The sequence below is a fragment of the Hydrotalea sp. AMD genome (assembly GCF_004100315.1).
Lineage (GTDB): Bacteria > Bacteroidota > Bacteroidia > Chitinophagales > Chitinophagaceae > Hydrotalea > Hydrotalea flava.
In genome coordinates, this window is sequence record NZ_SCKY01000089.1 from 1 (window position 1) to 1,268 (window position 1,268).

The following is a 1,268-nucleotide window of genomic DNA, read 5'->3' on the forward strand; positions in this document are numbered from 1 at the left end:
GTTTGCAATTGTTTGGGTACTTTAATTACATCCCCTTCTTCTAACAGTAAATTATATACAGAACCTGGGTTGTTCAATGCCTCCCCTAAACGGATACCTACCTGCTTTTTGGCTTCGGTAATGGAAGCTTCTAACTGGCTTTTTTGGGTACTGTCGGTTAAAAGGGCTGCACCATTAGCATCAGTAGTGTTTAAAGCATTACCGCTTTGGGCCTCTAAGGCATTCAGTTTATTATTAATCAGCGTACTATCTGCCGCTGTTTGCTGCTGGTAAGTATTGCGGATGAGGATGGCCCCGGATGGATAGGCATCTTCTTTTAAACCACCGGCTCTTTTAATCACATCACTCAACCGTTCGGTATTGGCTGATACGGTGTATTGGCCGGGATAGAGTACCTCGCCTTGTACCTCCACGGTAATCTGGTCTTTATACAATGGTGAACGGCGAACAGAAACAATATCGAAGGGTTGCAGACTGATATTATTGGCGGTATCATTGGCCAGATTATCGGTAGTTAGGTTAATTTCTTTAATAATAGCATAGGCATTAGAGTCGGTACCATTATTGGCGTTACGAATGCGGCGAGAAACTTCAATTTGTTTTAAGCTAGCCCCATCTTTTAGTCCGCCGGCCATTAAAATCAAATCCTCCACCTTCATATTTTCAGCAAAAGGATACTGAGTGGGTTTATTCACTTCGCCGGTAATGGTTACCCGGTATTTTTCCCGTACATCGGGTATGGCATAAATATGGATGGAATCTTCCCGCTGCAGCGGAATATTGTATTTACCATCCATTACATCCTGCACATTAAAATTCAGGAGCAAAGGCTGGTAATCTTTATCTAACCGGCGGATAACGGCACGGGTTACATACGCATCTTCTCTGGGCTGCACCGCTTTTACCAATTGTTGCAGGGTAGGCATATCGTTTAAACCATAAGTGCCGGGATGGTACACCGCACCGCTTACCAATACCCTGTTGGCATACAGATTGGCAATACTATCTACCAATATGGCATCGCCCGATACCAATTTGAATTGTTGGAACTGATTGGCAGGTATGGTTAACATTTCGCGGTTGGCAGTGCCAAAACGTTGTATGCGTACCCTGGCTTTATAGGCAATATCGGCAAAACCGCCGCTGTATTGCAATACGGTGGAAAGATTATCTGCTGCACCCAGCTCATAAATGGCGGGCTTTTTAATGGCACCTTTAATGGCTACCCGCAATTGATAAGGGGCCACACTAATTACATCGCCATCCTG

1 protein-coding gene is annotated in these 1,268 nt (G+C 44.6%); it reads right to left on the minus strand.

The window, feature by feature from the left end:
- A partial coding sequence (locus EO766_RS18175; protein WP_287101797.1) for an SLBB domain-containing protein occupies positions 1-1,268 on the minus strand: 1,268 nt, incomplete at both ends.